This is a genomic window from Edaphocola flava (genome assembly GCF_004118155.1).
Classification (GTDB): domain Bacteria; phylum Bacteroidota; class Bacteroidia; order Chitinophagales; family Chitinophagaceae; genus Edaphocola; species Edaphocola flava.
In genome coordinates, this window is record NZ_SAIQ01000003.1 from 68736 (window position 1) to 91510 (window position 22775).

Below are 22775 nucleotides of genomic sequence, written 5' to 3' on the forward strand. Positions count from 1 at the left end.
TTTTGATAAAATTGCGGTAAAGATACAGCACATTTCTGAATGTTGTACAATAATTCAGAAAGACCTTTTTTACTCTAAATAGTTTTTGGCTTTTTTGGATTTTGATTGTACATTTGCAGTTCATTTTTTTGTTAAACGCAAATAATTTCAATTATTATGGCAGTAAAAATCCGCCTGCAACGCCATGGGTCTAAAAAACGCCCATTTTATTTCATCGTAGCTGCTAACAGCACGTCTCCTCGTGATGGTAAATTCATCGAGAAACTGGGTACTTATAACCCATTAACGGTACCTGCAACTATCCGTATCAATCGCGAAAGCGCTCTGGAATGGTTAAACAAAGGTGCTCAACCAACTAACACCGTACGTCGTATCCTTTCTTTCAAAGGTGTGTTATACATGAAGCACTTAATGCGCGGTGTAGCTTTAGGTCTGTTCGACGAAACAGCTGCTAAAGATAAATTTGAAAAATGGAACGCTGAGCATGAAGTTCTGGTTGCTAACCGTGAAGAAGCTCACCGTAAACACAAAAGCGACAAACGTCACGCTACAACTCAAGAGTCTGTACGTCGCGTAGAAGAGAAAGAAGCTGCAAAAGCACAAGCTAAAGTACAAGCGGAAGCTGAAGCTACTGCAACTGAAGAAGCACCAACTGAAGCTCCTGCTGCTGAGGGTGAAACTCCAGCTGCTGAATAAGCTGAAAAGCACTTTCGATATTATTGTAAAAAAGGAAATAACCAGCGTTATTTCCTTTTTTAATGTTGTAATTTTACCACTTTATGAATGAGTACATCCAAATTGGAAAAATAACCCATACGCATGGCCTGGACGGTACCGTAATGCTGATGCATCACCTGGGAAAAAATAAGGAATTAAAACAACTGAAGCATATCTTCATTGAGCTGAAACGGGAAAGTTATATCCCGTTTTTCATTAAAAAGATTACTGTTGGTAATGAAAAAGAACTGTACGTAGACCTGGATGAAGTGGATACCATGGAAGCGGCAAAGGCCTTAAGTGGCAAGGCGGTCTACCTCAGTACAGAACAATATGAAAGAGTAAAACCTAAAGACCAAGAAGTGAATTTCGTGGGCTTTGAGGTTTGGGATGAAACCTTTGGCCAGATCGGAAAGGTAGATGAACTGCTGGAGACACCGGGACAACTGCTGGCGACCATCCTTTATAAAGGTGAGCAGGAGGTGATTGTACCACTTAATGAACAAACCATAAAATCAGTAAATATAGCCACCAAAACCCTGCATCTGAACCTGCCGGAAGGATTACTGGATGTATACCTTGATGCATAGACGCATGCGGAATGTATATTGTTTTAAAGAATTGCGATTATTAAAGTATGCCTAAAGAAGCTATTAAAAAAGAACAGAAACCAAGCCCGAAAATTAATCCCAAACCGGTTCCCAAACCTACGGACCCGGCCATCATTGCGCAGCGTAAAAAAAATATCCGACTGACCATTGGCTTCCTGGTAACCCTGATTGGTTGTATCTGGACGCTTTCTATCATCAGCTATTGTTTTAACTGGCGCCATGATCAGAACAAACTGATATCCGGTTTGTCTCTTGGGGAATTCTTATTTGATGACAAATCTCCGGTACGCAACTGGGGCGGCCGTCTGGGTGCTGCCATGTCACACCTCCTGGTATTCAGAGGGGTAGGGGTTATGGCTATCGTATTTACGGCCTGGATCATTGCCAAGGGTATAAATATATTATACGGAACACGTTATATCAATACCTCCAAATGGATCCGCTGGATGGCCCTGGCCTTCCTGTTTGTGAGCCCGCTCTTGTCCTTCACTATGGGCGACCAGGCATTCCCCTATGGTGGTGCATTGGGTAATGGTATTGTATCCTGGACAGAAGGCTTTGCCGGTAAGCTGGGTACTGTATTTGTGCTGATCACAGTATTCCTCATCTTCGCATTTATTGTATTTAATTTCGACATTAAACCATGGATGGCTAAGGCAAGACTATTGGCTAAACGCACGGTTACCGATCCGGAACGCGATACCGATACAGTTATAGATGAAGAGAATACGGAGGATACTACTGAGAAACCATCTTATCAATTTTCTACTGTTTATCCTGATGATGAAGATATTCCGGTAAAAGAGGACATGAACGGGGAGAACCGTTTACTGGCCGACGATGCCTTACCACATAAAATACATCTTGAAGAGGATGTCCAGGATCTGGGCATGAAACTGATTGATGTAAATGAGCCTGCTCCTATGCAGTACAACAGCCCTGAACAGGAACTGAATATACCGGATCATATGATCATTGCACCGGTGTCGGCTGTGCCGGAAACCATTACAGTACCTACCGCACCTGCACTGGAAATGGAATTGCCTGTTGAAGAAGAGGAGGAGGAAGAAGATTTTGAGCCGGAAATATATGTACAGCAGGGTGCGGAACAACATGATGACCTGGCCTTTGATACCTTTGAATCGGATGATGAGCAGGAAGACGATGACTTTATAGTAAACAAGCCCGTTATTGAAGAAAAAAGCATTCCGAGTAATGGTGGTCATATCAGTATTGAAAGCGGCGAACCCTATGATCCTTCACTGGATCTGCCCAATTACCGCTTCCCGACACTGGACCTGCTGGAGCAATTTGCACAAGGCGATATCGCTTATGACCGCGAAGAACTGGAGCGTAATAAGAACCAGATCATTGCTACCCTGAAGAGCTTTGGTATTGAGATACAGAAAATATCAGCTACGGTAGGACCAACAGTAACCCTGTATGAGATTATACCGGCAGAAGGGGTGCGTATTTCTAAAATCCGTAACCTTGAAGATGATATTGCCCTTAGCCTTGCAGCACTGGGTATACGTATGATTGCCCCGATTCCGGGCAAGGGTACGATCGGTATTGAGGTACCTAATGCCAATAAGCAAATCGTATCCATGCGGGCATTATTATCCAGTGAAAAGTTTGTCAATAATAAGATGAGCTTACCGATTGCATTGGGTAAGAAGATCGACAATGAAAACTATATTGTGGACCTGGCTACGATGCCACACTTACTGATGGCGGGTGCTACCGGTCAGGGTAAGTCTGTAGGGATCAATGCCATTCTGGTATCACTCTTATATAAAAAGCATCCTTCTCAGCTGAAGTTTGTTATGGTGGATCCTAAAAAGGTAGAATTATCTATTTACCGCCTGATCGAAAAGCACTTCCTGGCCAAGCTGCCGAATGAGGAAGAAGCCATTATCACAGACACGAAAAAAGTAATCAATACCCTGAATGCGCTGTGTATCGAAATGGACAACCGCTATGAGCTGTTGAAAGATGCCGGTGCCCGTAACATTAAAGAATACAATGAGAAGTTCATCAAGCGTCGCCTGAATCCTAACGACGGCCATAAATACCTGCCGTTTATTGTACTGGTGATTGATGAGTTTGCCGACCTGATCATGACCGCAGGCAAAGAGGTTGAAATGCCGATTGCCCGACTGGCACAGCTGGCCCGTGCGATTGGTATTCACATTATCGTAGCGACACAGAGACCTTCGGTAAACGTTATTACCGGTATTATCAAGGCCAACTTCCCGGCGCGTATAGCCTTCCGTGTATCTTCTAAAATCGATAGCCGCACCATCCTGGATACGGGTGGGGCAGACCAGCTGATTGGTCGCGGGGATATGCTGATCTCTCATGGCAGTGAACTGATCCGTCTGCAATGTGCATTCGTAGATACACCTGAAGTAGAAAGAATTGTGGAATTCATCGGAGATCAAAGAGGCTATCCGTCCGCATTTGAACTGCCGGAATATGAGGGTGCTGAAAACGAAGGTATGGAAGAGAAGAATATCGACCTTTCTAAAAGAGATAAGATGTTTGAAGAATGTGCCTATATGGTAGTCAACTCCCAAAGTGGCTCTACCTCTATGCTGCAGCGCAAATTCAACCTGGGTTATAACCGTGCCGGCCGTATTATGGACCAGCTGGAGGCCGCAGGAATTGTGGGCTCTACACAAGGTTCCAAACCGAGAGATGTACTGGTTAAAACCGAGTACGAACTGCAGGAAATCCTGCAATCATTCCTCTAGATTCTATATATATTCTGATAATAAAAAGGCACCTGTACAGAAGTACAGGTGCCTTTTTATTATCCCGGGTTAATTTAAGTCAATAAATAGTGACTTAATGTTTTTGTGACACGATTTACTTCTCTTTTATGTGTATTACAAGTACATTAGTGTATTCATTTACCCTCTAAAAAGTACAACCCTCTAATGAACATGTTACGACCATTAAAAACACTGACCTTAAGTTCTTGCCTGATTGCAGGAACCATTTTCAATGCAGCTGCACAGTTTTATGTACCACCTATCGGGCCTGAATTTATCTATGGAGACCCATCGGTAGGTAAACCTCAAAGCATTTCCTGTTATGCATTCAGGGGGCTCAATACCCCAATGGCATTCGGACAGACTGACGTTTATCTGGCGGCCTGGACCAATCCCGATCCGGGAGCAGTAAGTGAGGTAACCTGGCAATTTTCCGTATCCGGCAGCCCTACAGCACTGTTATACCAGGGCAGCCAGTTGTACACAGATGTGGCCGATCTCGAAGTAGGGGCTATGCGCAACCTGGGCACCAATACTACACAGATCTATGTGGCTTATTACAAACTCGGTTCGGGGCATTTTGTAGATATTTATGATATCACTACATCGCCTTTCAACCCTGTTGTGTACAATACAACCATGAACTTATCTTCCTCGCCGACATATGGACGCATCCGTATGGACTCACATAGTACCGAGCTGCGCGACATGGTTATTGTATGGGAAGAACCGGGTGTGGGCATAAGAACGATGGCCGGAAGAGATGGTACCTGGTACGCACCAAAGACCCTGGATAACACCTTCGGAGAAGCAGGTCCCGACGTGGCTTTCTGTCGTACAAACAATGGCATTAATGTCCATTATGTACACCACAAAGTGGGTATGGTGATTACAGAATCTGTAGTTCCATATTCGGCACTGCTGGGTGGTGGATCAATTGTTTATCCTTCAGTGGAGGATGTTAATGTATTGAGTAATCCGCTCAGATCCAGACTGATGCTGGATGCACCGGATGACTACAATGTAGACAACTGGGCTTATACCTATACCGACAATCATATAGATATATCTGTCCAGTATATGGATCATAATACCAGTAGTACGGCTGGTAATGTGAGTGTCAGTTCCGGGGCATTGGGTAATGTAGGCACCGCAGGTTCGCTGAAAGTATTTACACCGACTATACATTACGGTATGGGCGCATTGGCTCCGGGAAATCCGGGTGCAACAGACCAGATCCATGTGGGCTGGTACAGCACCGATGGTATCGGATTTAACCGGTATATCGCGCTGGAAATGAATGAGAGCGGCAGTAGCTTAATCAGTCCGGCAGACTACCTGGATCTACCTAGTGGCAGTAACGCGACCACCTATCCGCTGCTTCCGTACACAGGTATTGCCTTCAGCAAAGGCGATCTTAAATATGCACCGGATTACATGTACGCTGTGTATTATGATTATGACGGACCTAGTGGTCAGTTCAACCTGCATCATGCCTTCCACGACTGGGGCACAGGAGCATTTAAAGGTACCAAAGACCTGAAAGCCGTTACGGGTACCTATCCGAATCCGTTTAATGAAACCATCAATACATCTGTTACCCTTAAAGAAGCTGGTGTAGCAACCGTAGAACTGTTTGATATTACCGGTAAAGTAATCGCACAAACAAAGGCATCGCTGACCGCAGGGACACATAGCCTTCAGTTAAACGGATTGCAGAACATCACACCAGGTGTTTATTTCATAAATACAACCATTAACGGATTGAAAACTGATAGCAAAGCCGTTGTTAAGCAACAGTAATATTTCCGACATCCGGAGCTTTAGCATAAAGCTCCGGATGTTCATCACCTCAACAGACATTTACTTATCCTCTAATAAACAATCATGTTAAAACCATTTAAAACATTGGCCCTCAGCATAGGCTTGATTGCCGCTGCCGGAAGTCTATCCTATGCACAAACCTTTACTACTGGCGTAGCTCCGGAACACGTTTTCGGCAGTCCGCAGATAAAAGATCCGACTAATGTTTCTGCTTATTCATTGCTGAATGTTGAAAGTGCCTACGGTACACACAACCTGGTATTGGCCGGCTGGGGCAATGCCAACAAGGGTAATTACAGTGAAGTAGTATGGCATTACGTTGACCCGTATTCGGTTACTGTAATTGACAGAGGTGTACTGCCTTATGATGATGTAGCCGAACTGGATGTAGCAGCCATACAAAACGGCGCCAATACCCAGATTGTAGTAGCGTACTACCGCTATGGTGCAGGGCACTTCCTGGACTTCTACGATATTACACCAACCTCTACCACTCCGGTTCTGACTTATACAAAGCAGTTATCTGCATCACAGAATTATGGCCGCATTCGTATAGACTGCTTCAACAAGAGCATGGCTGCGGTGGTATGGAATAATCCCGGCGTAGGCATACAGGTTATGGCCGGTAATTACTACGGGCAATGGTCTGCACCGGTTACCATGATCACCAGTACAGACCAGAAAGACCCTGATGTAGCCGTTACCCGTGCCGCAGGCAATAGCACGATCTATATGGTTACAGACAATAGCCTGGGTACTATAACCGTGGGTAACCTGGACTGGAACTTTGTGATGGCACAAACTACACCGACAGTTGCGTTTCTGAATATAGAAGATGTTGACTATGGTACTAATCTGTATGGCAAAACAGTGCTGGATTGTCCGGACCTGTGTATCTATCAGAACTGGGGTTATACCTATAGCGACGGCCAGACTGTTTTTGTACGCAGCAGAGACCACTTCAGCACAGGCGTACCATTTACGGTAGGGGTAAACTCCGGTGCGCTGGGCAATAATCCTACCACAGGCTTCAAAGCATTCTCTCCGACCATACACTACGGCCTTACTGAATATGGCAACTCCTGGACAGATCATGTATCTACAGGATGGTATGCCACTAATGGTAATGACAAAAATCTGTATGCCGGTATACAGATGAAAGCAGACGGATCTGCTTATGTAAATGCACCTGATTATATGGGACTGCCTAATTCTGAGATGCCTAATGTGATACAAAGCCCTCCGGGTATTGCCTACAGTAAATCGGACCTGGAAGGCACAACGAACTACCTGTATGCAGCATACTATGATTTTGATGAAAGCATTGGTGAGTATCGCCTGCACCATGCATTCAAGCCATGGGGTACGAACACATTCAAGGGTACTAAAGACCTGAAAACAGGGCAGGGTACCTATCCGAATCCGTTCAGCAATGTGATCAATACTTCTGTAAACCTGAACGCAGCAGGTATTGTGAAACTTGAACTGTTTGACGTGACCGGCAAACTGGTCGCACAGCAGAAATCTGCACTGGCTGCGGGTACACATACCCTGCAACTGGCCGGCCTGGCAGATATCACATCAGGAGTATACTTCCTGAATAGTACTGCTAACGGAGCTAAAATCGCTTCCCAAACGGTGATTAAAAAATAACCCGATTGTATGAACACCATAAAAAGGCCCGCTCGATTGAGCGGGCCTTTTACTTATTTTTATTCTGTAGGGGGCATCTGGTCTTTCTCTACCGGTATCGTACCGGTTTGGTTAAAGATGCGTATCCAGGAAAAATCTCGATTGGCTTCAAGGCCCGTACCATAGGTAATGGAGCTGCCCCGGATAATCTGTACCGGTTTCTGCGTATAGAATTTCTGCAGGTCGTTATTCCAAACCATCTGCTGGGTCTTTAACTGCTCTCCCTTGTCATTGACCACCAGTACACTATCCTGCACCAGTATGTTACTGCTTTGGGTATAGAAGCGTGCTGTCTTGGCCGTTAGCACACTCTCTACCTTCATACTGTCATTATAGAACTCTACTTTAAGCCCTTTGTTCATATCCAGGTACGGAGGTTTAGCCTCCTCATTCTGTATGAATTCTTTAGTCCTCAGGCGGGCTTTGGTATGACCTTCTTTACTGAGAATTACGGTCACACTATCTGCACGGTCTATCAGCATTTCCTCTTTAGTCACCATCTTATTAGATTGTGAAATAGAATCTTCTTTACAACCGGCAGGTATCAAAGCGAGACAGGTCATTATACAATATAATGACCTGCTTCGTAAATATGTTTTTCTAATTGGATTCATTTAGTCGTATTTCGGTCTGCGGAACCAAAGGTCATTGAAACGTAATCCCACTGTGAATTTCACATAAAACTCACGGGCCAGATCATTGGCAATAGTACCTCTGTTGCCCATATCCAGCGACATGTTTAAGGCACCGCTCTGCTCGTAATAAGGTCTGAATGGTAATTGTAAACCGACAGTCAGGCCATAGTAATTGATATTGGTATTAGTCTGATCCCAATACACATAATCCTTACCATAGTATGCACCAAAACGGTATGTCATTGCCGAAAAATACTGTTTGGGAGTTGCTTTCACATTCGGAATCACCTCACCACCGATAGAAATGCGGTAAGCATTCTGTCCGATATTCGCTTCTGAAGCACCGAAACGATTAAATACAGACCAGTCTGCATAAGTAATGTCCAGACCGAAATCGTAGTTATTTGCTTTTCCGTAGTGGATACCAAAACCAAACTCAGCCGGCATTGTCATCTTACCTTTCTTATCATACACAGCACTTACTGTATCTGTAATCGCACCACCAGGGTTGTTTAATACAGTATCGGTACCGGCAACAAAATACTCTGAACGGGAAGTGTTGATCTTCTGCGATAAAGTACCGGTTGCACCTGCACTGATGTATTGATTATTTTTCAAACTCGCCTTGTACATCATACCACCTTTCCAGTACAAGCCGCCGTATATATCCTTGCGGGAGATATCCGTATTACGGGTATAACTGGAGTTGGAATCGATTACATTAAAGTAAGAAGAATTACGGATGTTACCGAACAGGTAACCCGCATTTACCCCTACACTGAATCCTTTAGCACCACCAGATAAACCGATGTAGGCAAAGTTTAAGTTCCCTTCACCATTGTGTGTCTGTAATGTTTTCCCCAGTCCCTGCACCATAACGCTGTCAGCAGAGTTATAATACACCTTAGAAATAGGCGTATACCCCAGGTTCATAGCCAGGTGGCGTTGTTTCAATGGAAAAGCAAGGTTAAACTGACTGATCGTAAAAGTACCAGACTTGGTTACATTATCCCCGATGCGCACATTGTTGGACTGCATATCTATTGCAAATTCCAGTGTCGTTCTGTTCAGGTAAGTATAACTCGCAGGGTTATAAGCATTGATTGTATAATCTTTGGCATAACCATTGGCTATTCCACCCATTCCTCTTAAGCCTGCACTTCTTGTATCTACCATATTACCGATACCGTAACGGGTATACGGAGAGTTGATCCTGCCCGCCTTCGGTTCGGAGGTATTGACTGTAGCCTGAGCCCAGGCACCTAAAGCAGAAAAAGTGAATAATAAGGAAAGAGTAAGGTGTTTGTTACTGCGCATTATAGTCTAAAATTAAGTTCAATCCCTTAAACAGGAATTTCGGGTCTGCAAATATCTGTTTTTTTATTTTGTTTTCAAAAAAGGACAGGTTACCACCGGTAATGATCACGGCCAGGTTTTCGTAAGTCTGCTCATATTCATCAATAAAATAATTCAGCTCACCTGCAATTCCGTTGATTACACCGCTCTTGATACTACTTTCTGTATCATATCCCAGCAGCTGTACGTAACCTATTTCTTCTATTAACGGCAATTTATCCGTTTGCGTATTTAAGGACTCAAATCTTAATCGTAAACCCGGAGAGATGGCTCCACCACGGAAAAACTTATTATGCGTAATGAAATTATAAGTAATAGCAGTACCAATACTAATCACCAGGCAATTGCGTCCCGGATAATGATGTTGTGCCGCTACAGCCAATGCTACACGGTCCATACCTAAAGTGCCTGGACTGGCATAAGCATTCACAATCGGCAAAGCACTATGTTCGTTCAGCACATGAAAGTAAGCACACTTATCAGCCAACAAAGTATTGATTGCTGTATCATGATTAATAACCGAAGACAGGATAGCCTTTGAAGGGGAATAGGTGTCAATAATATCTTGTACCGCCTGCAAAGCCCGCTCAGCAGGAAAACTAAAACGGTCTACTAACTGGTCTTTATCAAATAAAGCTGCTTTACAAAGGGTATTTCCGAAGTCTAAACAAAGGTTCATGTGCTCTTTTTCCTGCAAAATAGTTATTTTTATGTTTCAACAACAACTCTTTAACGAGACAAATCTTAAATTCGCAGGCTTACAGACGACCATCAGTGTTATTCGCAGAAATTATATTACCCTTACATTTATCCAGAACCCTTACCTACGGCGTACCGGTTGATCTGCAAGACCAGATCAGGGTAGGCATGCGCGTAGAGGTCAATATGGGCCGTAACAAGCTTTATGCCGGTATTGTGGCCGAGCTGCATGAGCGTGCCCCGGAGCAATATCATGTAAAACCCATCCGCAGTATCATTGATGATCATCCTATCGTTAATCCTACACAACTTCGTTTATGGCAATGGGTATCATCCTATTACATTGCAACGCTGGGCGATGTGATGCAGGCCGCGTTGCCGGCTCACCTCAAGCTCATGAGCGAGAGTCTGCTGGTATGGACAGATATGTATGATCAGGTGCCCGATGGTCTGAGCGATGACGCCTTTATCATTGCAGAAGCATTGCTGATCCGTAAACAACTGACCATTTCTGAAGTACATCAGTTATTGCAGAACAGTAAACACTCCGTAAAAGCCATTAATGAAGTGCTGGAAACCGGCGCGGCTGTGGTGTCGGAGATTCTCGAAGAAAGATATAAAGTCAAAAAAGAAAAATACATCTTCCTGCAGCAGCAGTATGAAGAAGAAGAGGCACTGAGGGCTCTATTTAATGAACTGGAGAAAAAGCCAAAACAGCTGTCTATTCTCATGACCTTCCTGCACCTGCGCAAGGCCCTGAAAGGCATAGCCCAGGCCGATCTCTGTAAGCGCACCAATGCCACATCAGAACAGATTAAAGGTATGGTGAGCAAGGGTATTTTCTATGCAGAAGAGATTGCTACCGACCGCATACTGGATATTGCCAATACCCAAACCAGGGATCTGCATTTAAGTGATGCCCAGCAACAGGCTTATAACAAAGTACTGGACTCCTGGGATAAACATACCACAACATTATTACAAGGTGTAACCGGCAGTGGTAAAACCATGCTGTACATACGCCTGATCAAAGAACAGATAGAGCAGGGAAAGCAGGTACTGTTCCTGCTTCCGGAGATTGCACTGACCACCCAGATACTGGCCCGCTTAAGAGCCTATTTCGGAGAAGAGCTCGGTGTATACCACTCCAAATACAGTAATAATGAACGTATAGAAATATGGAAAAAAGTAGCCGATCAGCGCTATAAAGTGGTAATCGGCCCACGTTCTGCGCTCTGGTTACCGTTTAACGAACTGGGCCTGATCATTGTTGACGAAGAGCATGATGGATCTTACAAGCAGCAGGAGCCCAGTCCCAAGTTTCATGCAAGAGATGTAGCCATATACCTGGCAAAATTGCACCAATCCAAAGTACTGCTGGGTACGGCTACACCATCTATAGAATCGGCCTACAATGTACAGAAAGGCAAGTATGGTTTTGTTGCGCTTACAGAGCGCTTCAGGGGCGTATCCATGCCGGTAATAGAGACGGTAAATGCCAGGAATACACAGACGGCTTTATCGCCCATACTCACGCTGGATCTGCTTTCCGGCATACAGGATGCGATTAAGGAAGGTAAACAGGTAATCCTGTTTCAGAACAAAAGAGGCTATGCACCCTTCCTGATGTGCGGCTCCTGCGGCTTTGTGCCCCAGTGCAAAAACTGCGATGTATCGCTGACTTATCACAAAGCAACCGACAAACTACATTGCCATTACTGCGGTACCAAAACCGCACCCATAAAGCATTGTCCGCAATGTGGCAATGCCCAGATAAGTGCCCGGACCTTTGGTACAGAGAAAATAGAAGAAGACCTGCAACGCATCTTCCCGCATTTTAAAGTGGCCCGTATGGACTGGGATAGTATGCGCACCAAAAACAGGCAACTGCAACTCATTGAAGATTTCTCGGCCGGCAAGATCGATATCCTGGTGGGTACACAGATGGTGGTTAAAGGCCTGGACTTCGAAAACGTTGCCCTGGTGGGCATCCTGAGTGCCGACAGCTTGCTCAGTTATCCCGACTTCAGGGTGTATGAACGCGCCTTTCAGCTTATGGAACAGGTAAGCGGCAGGGCAGGGCGTATGGATGGAAACGGGAAGGTGCTGATCCAGACGCATAAACCTATGCACCCCATCATACAGTATATCAAGCAGCATGATTTCAAACAGTTTTATCTCTTCGAAATCGGCAACCGCCAGCAGTTTACTTATCCACCTTTTGTACGGCTGATCAAGATGATCGTCAAGCATAAAGATCCGCTGAAAGCGGCCCAGGGTGCTACTATGTTTGCACAGGGACTGAAAGAAGCCCTTCCTGATATCTACATACAAGGCCCGGCAGAGGCTATTGTACCGCGTGTGCGCAATATGTATATACAGGAGCTGCTGATCAAACTGCCACTGGACATGGCTTACATACAGCAGGTGAAGGCTCATATAAACAGCCTGATACAGACTGTACCGCAAAACCGCGGCTTCTCTGCATTACAGATCTTTGCAGATGTAGATCCGAATTAGATTTTAATGATTCCGCTTTAAAGAACAAAAGCGCATAGTACTCATTTGGTTTCCATTTTTAATTATTGCTACCTTTTGCCTTGATGCAAAAGGTACCGCCAAAAAATCAAGGCTGTATAAATCCCTGGCTAAAAATCAATGTGTCGGCCGGTCTCAAACCAGACTCGCTACGCTCAGACAATGGTTTCCGACTTTATCGACCGAGCCAATGATTTTATTAACGCCGAATTTATAAGGCCTTTTAGAGCGATCTGTTCGATACGGATCACTTACTGTTTTCATCATAACGATAGCTATTTTGGTTGATGCCTTGCGAGCCCTGACAATCGAAAGTTTCGTACCATAAGGTCCTCGAAGGGTAATGTCATGATTAAAGCATCTCCTTTTTGAAAAGCAATTTATTCGCCAGGCATGCAAGCAAAACGGTATTAAGTGTTTGACTTAATACCGTTTTACTTTTATCTTTTAATTTAAGAAGACAATACCCGTACCATATCCAGCAGATCATCATCTATAGGCTGGTGTTTCTTCACCACACTATCCATATGAGCAAAGGCGATCTGATTATTAACGATGCCCACCATCTCCTGAGATTTACCTTCTTTCAAAGCCAGTACAGCATGGTATCCCAGGCGGCTGGCCTGTACACGGTCGTAATAAGTAGGTGAGCCTCCACGCTGTATGTGCCCCAGGACGGTATGGCGAATCTCCATAGCCGGGAATTTATGTTGCAGTACATGCGTCAATGGCTCTGCACCAAAATCATCACCCTCAGCCACCACGATAATATGCACATTTTTACGGCGCTTCTGATCATAGTCGATCATTGCCGCCACACGCTCTACATTGGTAATACGCTCCGGAATCAATACCGATTCTGCACCGGTGGCGATGCCACTGTTCAGGGCAATATAACCTGCATCACGCCCCATTACCTCTATAATAAATAGACGATCATGTGCCGCCGCAGTATCCCTGATCTTGTCAATCGCTTCAATCGCTGTGTTTACTGCAGTATCAAAACCAATGGTATAATCAGTACCTGATATGTCTTTGTCTATAGTACCGGGAATACCGATAATCGGCACCTGATGCTCGGCATACAGGGCACAGGCCCCTCTGAAACTACCGTCTCCGCCAATTACAACCAGGCCATCCACACCATGTTTCTTCAGGTTAGCGGCCGCTTTACTACGACCTTCTTCAGTCATAAAATCCTTGCTGCGTGCTGTTTTCAGCATGGTGCCTCCCATCTGTATGATGTTGGCCACATCCCTGGACTCCATAGGAAAGATATCATCGTCGATAAGCCCCTGGTACCCATAACGAACACCCATTACCGCAATACCATGATATATAGCGGTACGCACCACAGCACGTATTGCCGCATTCATACCGGGTGCATCTCCTCCTGAGGTCAGCACCGCAATTTTTTGTATCATAAAGTTCTTTTTCTGATTATTTCGTTCCGGTATGGCCAAAACCACCCGCACCACGCTCACTGTCTTCCAGTATATCCGTCAGTTCCCAGATAATGTGTTCATGCTTTGCGATGACCATCTGTGCCACACGCTCACCATGTTCGATAACCTGAGTATCTCCAGAAAGGTTTACGATCGGAATTTTAATTTCTCCGCGGTAATCGCTGTCGATTGTACCCGGCGTATTGATCACGGTAATGCCTTTCTTGATCGCCATACCGCTTCTCGGGCGTATCTGTGCTTCATAGCCCAGTGGCAGCTCCATAAACAGACCGGTAGGCACCAGTGCTCTTTCCAGCGGTTTCAGCTCAATAGGATAATCCAGGTTGGCAGCCAGATCCATACCTGCAGAGCCCATGGTCTGATATTGTGGTAGCGGATTTTTAGAACGGTTGATGATTTTTACTTGCATATATAATTTAAGATAACAGAATTTAAGAGCATAATAATTGCAGCATGTCCTCGTGCAATACTTTGTTTGTTGCCAGGCTTTCCTTATCCCAGATGGTATAAGGCTGGTTAGAGAAATTGGTCACTTTGCCTCCGGCTTCTTCCACCAACAGGTAACCGGCCGCAATATCCCATGCCTGCAGGTTAAACTCCCAGAAGGCATCAAATCGGCCACAGGCCACCCAGCACAGATCCAGCGCAGCAGAACCCAGACGGCGCACCGGGAATCCCTGCTTCACTATTTTAGCAAAGATATCAACAGGATGCACTTTCGTTTCAGGGAAATGATAAGGGAAACCAGTCACCAGAAACGCATTCTGAATCGTGCTTTTAGCAGATACTGATATAGGCTGGTCATTTAAGAATGCTCCTTTACCTTTTTCAGCAAAGAACAGTTCATTCATCATAGGATTATATACAGCCCCCATAATGACCTCTTCATTACGCGCCAGGGCAATACTGACACAGCAAAGCGGCACACGATGTGCGAAGTTTACCGTACCATCGATCGGATCAATGATCCATTTATATTCCGCATCTTCATTTTCATTCCCGAATTCCTCACCCACAAAACCATGATCCGGAAAATGCGCTTTAATTGTATTCACGATAAGTTCCTCAGAAGCTTTATCAATCGTAGTGACGAGATTATTGATCCCGTCTTTATGGCTGATCTCAAATTCCTGGCTGAATCCTTCTTTCACCAGGGCTCCGGCCGCTTTAATCGTACTTAACAGTACTTCTTTCATGTTTCGATCTTTATGTAGTGCACAAAGATAACCCTGATCCCCAAATTCCGAAAAATTATTAAAGCCGTACTCAGAAGCTTAACAATAGATAATACCAGTCAATATCATAAAAATTTTACATACTTAATAAAGAATTAATTTCACTATTGTGAGAATAATACATACTTTAGTATTCACATCTAAGAGAATTATCACTAAAAACAAAACACAGTTACAACTATTACCTACACCAAAAGAAAGAAAAGGGTATTGGTACCATCCTTCAATACGCATAAAGAGGTAGCGGAAAATCTGACAGAGTACGCAAAACATTTCAAAACAGTTAATCTTATGAAAGCAAGTACACATGCATTGCCCAATGTCTCTATGAAGACGAAAAGATTTCCCTTTGTTGCCGGTTTTGTAACCTTAATGGCTTTATCAGCCCAGGTGCAGGCCCAGAATGTTTCATATAACCTCAACTCTGTGCCCATCGGCGGCGGACAGAGTGTTGCCTTAGGTTCGGCGGCCCTGACGTCTAATTCAGGAACGGCGAATACCGGTATTGGTTTTCGTGCGCTGAATGCAAACGCCGGCGGGGGATACAATGCTGCAGTGGGCGGCTATTCACTTGCCTTCAACGTTTCCGGTATGTACAACTCTGCACTGGGTTACCAGTCGCTGTACAGCAATACCGGCAGCAACAATACATCTGTTGGTTTCAGATCCATGTATATCAATTCCAGTGGAGCAGATAATACGGCCATTGGTTTCGCTGCTCTCTATACCAACTCTATCGGAAGTTATAACGTGGCTAACGGTTTTCAGTCTCTTTATTCCAACAATAGTGTAAACAATACCGCAATCGGGTATAATTCTCTGTATGCTAATACAAGTGGCCGTGACAACTATGCCGGTGGCTACCAGTCTATGATGAATAATACTACCGGTGGTTACAATGCTGCAGTAGGTTCTTACTCTATGCACTTCAATGTGGCCGGCCAGTACAACGCTGCACTGGGATACCAGGCACTGTATGGTACTACCGCCAGTAACAATACTTCTGTAGGTTTCCGTTCCCTGTACCTGAGTACCAGCGGTCCGAACAATACTGCTGTAGGCTTTGCGGCATTATATAATAACAGTACCGGCAGCAGCAATACAGCCCTGGGTTATAGCGCAGATGTAGCGGCTAACAACCTGGATAATGCGACTGCTATCGGAAATAGTGCAGTGGTAAACCAAAGCGACAAAATACGTTTTGGTAATGCAACGGTAACAGTAGTAGAGGGTCCTGTAGCCTATACTTTCTCCGACGGTCGTTTTAAAACGAATATTACAGAAGAAGTAAAAGGCCTGGAATTCATCAACAAATTAAGACCAGTAGTCTATAACCTGGATACCAGAAAAATTACGGAATCCTGGACTAAAAATATGCCTGAAGAGCAGCGTAAACAGCATATGAGCCAGGACTTCACGGCCTCTACAAAGATCCGTCAGACAGGCTTTATTGCACAGGAAGTAGAGCAGGCTGCGAAAGATGTCAATTATGATTTCAATGGGGTACATGTACCAGCTAATGATAATGACAACTACAGCATTGCCTATGCTGAATTCGTGGTGCCGCTGGTAAAAGGCATGCAGGAGCAGCAAAAAATGATCGAAGATCAGCAAAAAGTAATCGATCAGCTGCAACAGCAACTCAGTGAACTGCAAAAAGTACAGAGTGGTACAACCAGCCTGGAGCAGAACTTTATGAGTGATGCCAGCATTGAGCAGAACGTACCTAACCCATTCTCTCATGAAACGGTGATCCGCTTTACCTTACCGGCACAGGTAAATAATGCTTTCCTGACGGTGTATGACTTACAGGGCAAGCAGGTAAAAACCATGCCGATCAAAGATCGCGGTAACTCATCTGTTACCTTCACAGCCGATCAACTGGCAGCAGGAATGTACATCTATTCCATCATTGCCGATGGTAAAATAGTTGGTTCTAAAAGAATGGTGATCGCTGATCGCTAATACTGTATGCAGACATAAAAGTAAAAGTCACCCGTATACGGGTGACTTTTTTTATCATCAGGATAAATCAATTTATCGTTTCATTTTCCATTTACTACCGGCAGCAGTCTGACTGGCTACAGGAGCGGTTTTCTTACCTTGCTCCCATAATACACCCGCAAGCGAAGCGGCAACATTCATTTCCGCATCATCCTGTACGATCAGGTATTCCGGTTTGTAATATTTATTGATGAAGTTGGTATCGAACTTACCTTCTGCAAATGCCGGCTGGCGTACAGCCCATTTACCGAACTGCAGGGTAGTTTTAATGCCCTTTATCTTATATTCATCTACAGCACGGCACAGGCGGTCTATAGCCTCTGCACGGTCTTTACCCCAAACCACCAATTTAGCAATCATCGGGTCATAGAAGATAGGAATATCCATTCCCTGCTCATAACCGTCATCTACACGCACGCCATTACCTTGCGGGCGCACATAGATTTCCAGTTTACCAGTATCCGGTACGAAATTATCTAAAGGATCTTCGGCACATACACGCAGTTCAATAGAGTGACCATTGATGGTCAGCTCTTCCTGGCTGAAAGACAATTTCTCGCCACGGGCTACACGGATCTGCTCTTTAACCAGGTCCACACCGGTAATGTATTCCGTTACACAGTGCTCTACCTGCAGACGGGTATTCATCTCCAGGAAATAGAAGTTCAGGTCATCATCTACCAGGAACTCTACTGTACCGGCACCATAGTATTTACAGGCTTTGGCCACATTTACGGCGCATTCACCCATAGCTTTACGTATATCGGTAGTCAGGCAGGAAGAAGGCGCTTCTTCGATCAGCTTCTGGTGTCTGCGCTGTATAGAACATTCTCTTTCGAACAGGTATACGTAATTGCCATGCTGGTCGCCCAGGATCTGGATTTCGATATGTTTAGGAGAACCTACATATTTCTCAATAAATACATCATCATTGCTGAAGGCGCTCAGGGCTTCACTTTTAGCCATGCGCATCTGCTCTTCCAGCTCTTCTGTATTATTCACTACACGCATACCTTTACCACCACCACCGGCGCTGGCTTTGATGAGGATAGGGTAGCCTACACGGTCTGCAATTTCATGAGCCTCTTCTACACTTACCAGTGGCTTATCTGTACCCGGAACCATAGGCACATCAAAGGTCTGTGCAGCTTGCTTAGCAGCAATCTTGCTCCCCATCATATTGATAGAGTGAGCACTAGGCCCTATAAAGGTGATACCGGCATCGGTCACCGCTTTGGAGAATTCTGCATTCTCACTCAGGAATCCGTAACCCGGATGGATACCATCGACACCCAGTTGCTTCGCCACTTCAATAATCTTATCAGCTCTCAGATAAGACTGGGCCGAAGGAGCCGGTCCGATACAAACTGCCTCGTCAGCATATTGTACAAAGGGCATAGTACGGTCAGCCTCTGAATAGACGGCAACGGTCTTGATGCCCATTTCTTTTGCAGAACGCATAACGCGCAGTGCAATTTCGCCACGATTGGCAACTAATATCTTCTGCATACTCAATGAAATAATTGCGTAATTTTTGGAGGTCAAATTTAGAACAAAAGTATGTACAAATAAAATGTGCCGGAAAATTTACCGGCACACTTATCAACACAATTATAAAATTCCTGTTTTAGCAGTACATTTCGTACGCTTGCTGCAGGTTAGCGGCAATCATTGCGGCAGAACGACCTTCGATCATATGACGTTCGATCATATGTACCAGCTGACCATCTTTTAATAAAGCGATAGCCGGAGAAGATGGTGGGTAAGGCAGTAAGAATTTTCTTGCTTCCTGTACACCTTCTGCGTCAAAACCGGCAAATGAAGTCACCAGGTGATCTGGTTTCTTTCCTTCACCATTCAGAGAAGCGACAACTCCCGGACGGGCAGTACCTGCAGAACAACCACATACTGAATTGATAACCAATAAAGTAGTGCCACTTTGCTTCATTGCGTCCTGAACCTGTGCTGTATTTACTATTTCCTGGAATCCGTGTTGAGTCAACTCTTGTTTCATCGGATTCACTAATTCTGCTGGATACATATTCTGATACTATTTATTTTAAGTAATGATGGCAAAGTTAATTCTATTATTGACACGATACAATAAATTCACTTTAACCCCGTATTGGAAAAGGTTATAAATACTATTTTTGTAGCAAACACATAAGCTTTATGCCTTCACTTAAGCCATATTCCTTCGCAGATATCCAGCATTTTTTCAGCCCCAGGGCCGGAGAAGAGAAACTGGGACAGACCATTTCGTACCCTGGCAATCATGCCTGGGAAGCAGCATTAAAGGAGGCCGAAGCACCATATGTATTGCTGGGCATACCCGAAGATATAGGCGTAAGGGCCAATAATGGTATAGGTGGCGCCCATACCGGCTGGACCGCTTTTCTGTCTGCCTTTTTAAATATCCAGGACAATAATTACCTGTGCGGCAAAGACTTCTTCCTTTTAGGCCATATAGATTGTGCTGCATTACTGGAGCAGGTGGCTCATACTGAACATGCTGCGGAACCGGAGCACCTGAGAAAGGCTACTGCTGCTATTGATCTGGTCGTAACGCCCGTTATCCGTCATATAGTGGCCGCGGGTAAGATACCGGTAGTAATCGGGGGCGGACACAACAATGCCTATCCTTTACTGAAAGGCTTGTCTGAAGCACGACAATCACCCATCAATGTCATTAATATGGATGCCCATGCCGATTTCCGCGCACTGGAAGGAAGGCACAGTGGCAACGGATTCCATTATGCTTATAAAGAAGGTTACCTGAAGCATTATGCCGCATTCGGCCTGCATGAAGGCTATAACAATACCGACATCTGGAACCATTTTAACCAGAACGAAGACCTGTGCTATGTAACTTTTGAAGACATATACCTGCGCCGGAAGCAATCATTTGAACAAGGCCTCAAGCAATGCCTGGAGCATGTATGTGCTACTGCTTACGGTATTGAACTGGACCTGGATTGCATCACGGATACCTTAAGCAGCGCCTTATCTCCGGTAGGCTTTTCCCGTACGGAAGCATTACAGTATATATACACTGCCGCCAGTCATGAAAAGGCTGCTTACCTGCATTTACCAGAGGGCGTGGCACAGCGGGCAGATGGCATGACATATCCTTCCATAGGCAAGTTGCTGGCCTACCTGGTTCAGGCTTTTGTCAAAGGGAATAAAGAACTGGTAAAATCAGGCACTTAGCCTGTATCGGAGTAATTCAGATTCATTATCTTTGCCCTTTTAGATCGCTTGTTATATTTTAATATGTTAGATAATCTTACACCGTATTGGAGCTATAGCGTAGAAGGTTTTAAGGCAACTGATGTTACAGGAGAGGAACTGATTATCTGGAAGAACGGATGTTGTGTGTACCTGTATAACGATACAGATATACTTGAAGCTTACGTCTATACCAATACACAAAACTGGGACGAAGCATTTTTTGAAAAAATATTCCTGCACGAGGCCATGGGTCTGCATAACCAGAAAATTAAAAAAATCTGGGTGGCTGATGAGCGTGCACTCATTATCCCGGAAAAATTGTTCCTGGGTGAAGAATCGCGTCTGTGGCTGAAAAGATTGCATCATATCGGTCCTGATGATGACATTTTCGACAATAAAATACCGGAAATCAACGCCCATGTGGTATATGCTTATGACAGCAAGATCGCGCAACTGATGAAGCGTTACTTCAATCATTTGCAGGTGGTATCCTTATCCCGTTTTTCGCTGGGCAATATTGCTACTGATCATGGGGACAGCGTAGCCAACCTGATCCTGCTGCAGAATGAGGCATTGCTCAGTGTAACCAATTCCGGCAAATTACTGGCGCATCAGACATTTGAATTTGAAACGGTAGAGAATGTGGTGTTTAAGATCGCCCTGATCGCTGAGAAAAATGATTTCGATCCATCCCTGGCACAATTCAACGTATCCGGGATTATTGAAAATGTGGAAGAGTTTGCACTGGATCTCAAAACGTATTTTGACGATGTGCAGATCATTACCGGCGACAAAGGACCTATTTTACAACTTATTAAACAGATCATTAAATGCGCATAATCGGGGGCAGATTCGGAGGCAGAAAATTTCATCCGCCGGCAAAATTACCCAATACCAGACCAACTACTGATATTGCTAAAGAAGGTTTATTCAATACACTACAGAATCTGGTCGACTTTGAAGGAGCCAAAACACTGGACATCTTCGGGGGTACCGGCAGCATCAGTTACGAGCTGGCGTCCCGCGGGGCCACAAACCTGACCATTGTAGAAAGAGATAAAGTACCGGCAACATTCATTCGCAAAACCGCACAGGAACTGAATATCGAAAACTTCAACCTCATACAGGGCGATGTGTTTAAATTCCTGGCACAGTGTACAGATAAGTATGATTTTATCTTTGCAGGACCGCCTTATGCGCTGCAGGAAATAGATGATCTGCCGAGAATCGTCATAGAACGTGAACTGATTGCAGAGGATGGCATTTTTGTACTGGAACATACACCACGTAACAATTATGAAAATCATCCAAACCTGCTGCGGGTTAAAAACTACGGTACTACTATATTTTCATTTTTTACCGCAAAGCCGCAGGCATAAATAATAAATTCATTATCATATGACCGAAATTTCACCTAAAGAATCTCTTTTCCAGGACCTGATCGAAGATTGGCAGGAACAGAAAGTTATGATCAAGGAGCAGATCGCACTGATCGATCCTATGGCGACTTCCCTGCGCAGATCTATGGCAACCCGTTTTCTGAATGCATCGCTGAATATACTGATGGAGATTATCATGTATCTCCTGAGTATGGGCAGTATCGTATACCTGTTTTTCATGAATAACCTTGGCCCTTTCTTTGTGATGGGCAAGATGACAGGTTACCCTGAAATTGTACCGGGAAAGATCAGCTCAATGGAAATGCAGCAATTTGAATATTCTGTAAAAGGAATGTTTGTACTGCTGGCGCTTTTATTCCTGATCATTGGCCGTATGCTTGCCAACATCCGTAAGAAAAACAGTACGCTGAGCCTTGCCGGTAAAAATATGAAAACCATTACAGGTCAGCACCTGAACCGTAAGAGCCATATCGATGCACTGGAGCAGAAGCATGTCATGACCCTGCCCCGTACCGACATCAATATAGATTCTATCAGTCCTATTAATCAGACCGATACGGAAAATCCGGAGGATTCTTTATTATAAAAGC

The 22775-nt window shown here is 44.6% G+C and carries 19 protein-coding genes; 11 read left to right on the forward strand and 8 right to left on the reverse strand.

All coding sequences use genetic code 11. The annotated features are described in order from the left end of the window. Window positions 1-156 precede the first annotated feature (156 nt). The 5 genes from rpsP (at window position 157) to EMP01_RS09895 (ending at window position 7582) form a co-directional block, all read left to right on the forward strand. Complete coding sequence (gene rpsP, locus EMP01_RS15785; RefSeq protein WP_129021355.1) at window positions 157-696, forward strand: 30S ribosomal protein S16; 540 nt, start codon at window positions 157-159, stop codon at window positions 694-696. A gap of 83 nt (window positions 697-779) precedes the next feature. Further along, window positions 780-1307 (forward strand): ribosome maturation factor RimM, encoded by a 528-nt coding sequence (rimM, locus tag EMP01_RS09880; protein WP_129021356.1) that lies wholly within the window; start codon window positions 780-782, stop codon window positions 1305-1307. A gap of 47 nt (window positions 1308-1354) precedes the next feature. Further along, window positions 1355-4084: an FtsK/SpoIIIE family DNA translocase gene (locus EMP01_RS09885; RefSeq protein ID WP_129021357.1), complete on the forward strand. Its 2730-nt coding sequence runs from the start codon at window positions 1355-1357 to the stop codon at window positions 4082-4084. Window positions 4085-4276: 192 nt separating this feature from the next. Further along, window positions 4277-5908: a T9SS type A sorting domain-containing protein gene (locus tag EMP01_RS09890; protein ID WP_161971306.1), complete on the forward strand. Its 1632-nt coding sequence runs from the start codon at window positions 4277-4279 to the stop codon at window positions 5906-5908. Window positions 5909-5992: 84 nt separating this feature from the next. Further along, the gene (locus EMP01_RS09895) at window positions 5993-7582 is read left to right on the forward strand and encodes a T9SS type A sorting domain-containing protein (protein ID WP_129021359.1); all 1590 of its coding nucleotides are present in this window, start codon (window positions 5993-5995) and stop codon (window positions 7580-7582) included. A gap of 59 nt (window positions 7583-7641) precedes the next feature. Here EMP01_RS09895 and lptC read toward each other — a convergent pair whose 3' ends face one another. The 3 genes from lptC to EMP01_RS09910 are packed head-to-tail and all read right to left on the reverse strand — an operon-like array spanning window position 7642 to window position 10291. Then, entirely contained in the window at window positions 7642-8184 is a 543-nt protein-coding gene (gene lptC, locus EMP01_RS09900) for an LPS export ABC transporter periplasmic protein LptC (protein WP_161971307.1), read from the reverse strand. A gap of 51 nt (window positions 8185-8235) precedes the next feature. Next, entirely contained in the window at window positions 8236-9573 is a 1338-nt protein-coding gene (locus EMP01_RS09905; protein WP_129021361.1) for a hypothetical protein, read from the reverse strand. Next, a complete protein-coding gene (locus EMP01_RS09910) occupies window positions 9563-10291 on the reverse strand; it encodes a type III pantothenate kinase (protein ID WP_129021362.1) in 729 nt (242 codons plus the stop codon). The genes EMP01_RS09905 and EMP01_RS09910 overlap by 11 nt, the downstream gene beginning before the upstream one ends. A gap of 95 nt (window positions 10292-10386) precedes the next feature. Here EMP01_RS09910 and priA point away from each other — a divergent pair, with 95 nt between their 5' ends. Then, window positions 10387-12831, forward strand: coding sequence for a replication restart helicase PriA (gene priA / locus EMP01_RS09915; RefSeq protein WP_129021363.1), 2445 nt, complete (start codon window positions 10387-10389; stop codon window positions 12829-12831). A gap of 470 nt (window positions 12832-13301) precedes the next feature. On the opposite strand, the gene pfkA is transcribed toward priA, so the two are convergent. Genes pfkA through EMP01_RS09930 form a run of 3 tightly spaced genes read right to left on the reverse strand, consistent with a single transcriptional unit; the run spans window position 13302 to window position 15511 of the window. Further along, entirely contained in the window at window positions 13302-14273 is a 972-nt protein-coding gene (gene pfkA / locus EMP01_RS09920; protein ID WP_202616046.1) for a 6-phosphofructokinase, read from the reverse strand. A 16-nt stretch (window positions 14274-14289) separates the two neighbouring features. After that, complete coding sequence (gene dut / locus EMP01_RS09925) at window positions 14290-14724, reverse strand: dUTP diphosphatase (RefSeq protein WP_129021364.1); 435 nt, start codon at window positions 14722-14724, stop codon at window positions 14290-14292. A 22-nt stretch (window positions 14725-14746) separates the two neighbouring features. Then, the gene (locus EMP01_RS09930; RefSeq protein WP_129021365.1) at window positions 14747-15511 is read right to left on the reverse strand and encodes an inositol monophosphatase family protein; all 765 of its coding nucleotides are present in this window, start codon (window positions 15509-15511) and stop codon (window positions 14747-14749) included. Window positions 15512-15841: 330 nt separating this feature from the next. Between EMP01_RS09930 and EMP01_RS09935 the strand changes: the two genes are divergently transcribed. Then, window positions 15842-17515, forward strand: coding sequence for a tail fiber domain-containing protein (locus tag EMP01_RS09935; protein WP_129021366.1), 1674 nt, complete (start codon window positions 15842-15844; stop codon window positions 17513-17515). Between the two features lie 72 nt (window positions 17516-17587). Here the strand turns inward: EMP01_RS09935 and accC are convergent, their stop codons facing one another. Both accC and EMP01_RS09945 read right to left on the reverse strand, forming a co-directional pair. After that, complete coding sequence (accC, locus tag EMP01_RS09940; protein ID WP_129021367.1) at window positions 17588-19063, reverse strand: acetyl-CoA carboxylase biotin carboxylase subunit; 1476 nt, start codon at window positions 19061-19063, stop codon at window positions 17588-17590. 118 nt (window positions 19064-19181) lie between these two features. Continuing rightward, on the reverse strand, window positions 19182-19595 hold the full coding sequence (locus tag EMP01_RS09945; protein ID WP_129021368.1) for a BrxA/BrxB family bacilliredoxin: 414 nt from the start codon (window positions 19593-19595) through the stop codon (window positions 19182-19184). Window positions 19596-19726: 131 nt separating this feature from the next. Between EMP01_RS09945 and EMP01_RS09950 the strand changes: the two genes are divergently transcribed. The 4 genes from EMP01_RS09950 (at window position 19727) to EMP01_RS09965 (ending at window position 22771) form a co-directional block, all read left to right on the forward strand. Next, a complete protein-coding gene (locus EMP01_RS09950) occupies window positions 19727-20764 on the forward strand; it encodes a formimidoylglutamase (RefSeq protein ID WP_129021369.1) in 1038 nt (345 codons plus the stop codon). Between the two features lie 63 nt (window positions 20765-20827). Continuing rightward, window positions 20828-21625: a DUF3822 family protein gene (locus EMP01_RS09955; protein WP_129021370.1), complete on the forward strand. Its 798-nt coding sequence runs from the start codon at window positions 20828-20830 to the stop codon at window positions 21623-21625. Further along, window positions 21616-22164, forward strand: coding sequence for an RsmD family RNA methyltransferase (locus tag EMP01_RS09960; RefSeq protein WP_129021371.1), 549 nt, complete (start codon window positions 21616-21618; stop codon window positions 22162-22164). Before EMP01_RS09955 ends, EMP01_RS09960 begins: the two co-directional genes overlap by 10 nt. Window positions 22165-22183: 19 nt before the next feature. After that, entirely contained in the window at window positions 22184-22771 is a 588-nt protein-coding gene (locus EMP01_RS09965; protein WP_129021372.1) for a hypothetical protein, read from the forward strand. Window positions 22772-22775: the final 4 nt, after the last annotated feature.